This window comes from Pseudomonas sp. EL_65y_Pfl2_R96, assembly GCF_963970905.1.
Classification (GTDB): Bacteria; Pseudomonadota; Gammaproteobacteria; order Pseudomonadales; family Pseudomonadaceae; genus Aquipseudomonas.
Map to the genome: position 1 here is coordinate 1 of NZ_CAXAQH010000324.1, position 460 is coordinate 460.

Here is a 460-nt window from a genome sequence, read left to right on the forward strand (position 1 = left end):
TGCAGGAACCAGCCCGGCCCATGCATCACCCAGCGGTGCGCGCCGTAAGCGAACCCCTCCATTCCGGCGACGGTGGCAACGAACAGCAGCGGGCCGATCATCCAGGACATACACATGAGATAGCGAGCCGCACGCGCAATGGCGAGCGACGCGGGAGCCTACGGGGTGGATTCGCGCGGGCGCCTGTGCTTAAGGCCAGTGCATCCCCGATCTTCGAAAGGCACCCGGCCCATGAACATCCATGAATATCAAGCGAAAGAAGTTCTCGCGAAATTTGGCGTGCCGGTGCCCGCGGGCTTCGCGGCACTGACCGTCGAGGAGGCCGTCGCCGCTGCCGCCAAGCTTCCTGGGCCGCTTTACGTCGTCAAGGCGCAGATCCATGCCGGTGGCCGCGGCAAGGGCAAGTTCAAGGAACTCGGCCCCGATGCCAAGGGCGGTGTCCGCCTCGCCAAGACGCTCG

General features: G+C 65.4%; 1 protein-coding gene. It reads left to right on the forward strand.

Annotated features, from left to right (window positions below):
- Positions 1-231: 231 nt before the first annotated feature.
- A partial coding sequence (locus tag AACY49_RS30855; RefSeq protein ID WP_339528092.1) for an ATP-grasp domain-containing protein occupies positions 232-460 on the forward strand: 229 nt, incomplete at its 3' end.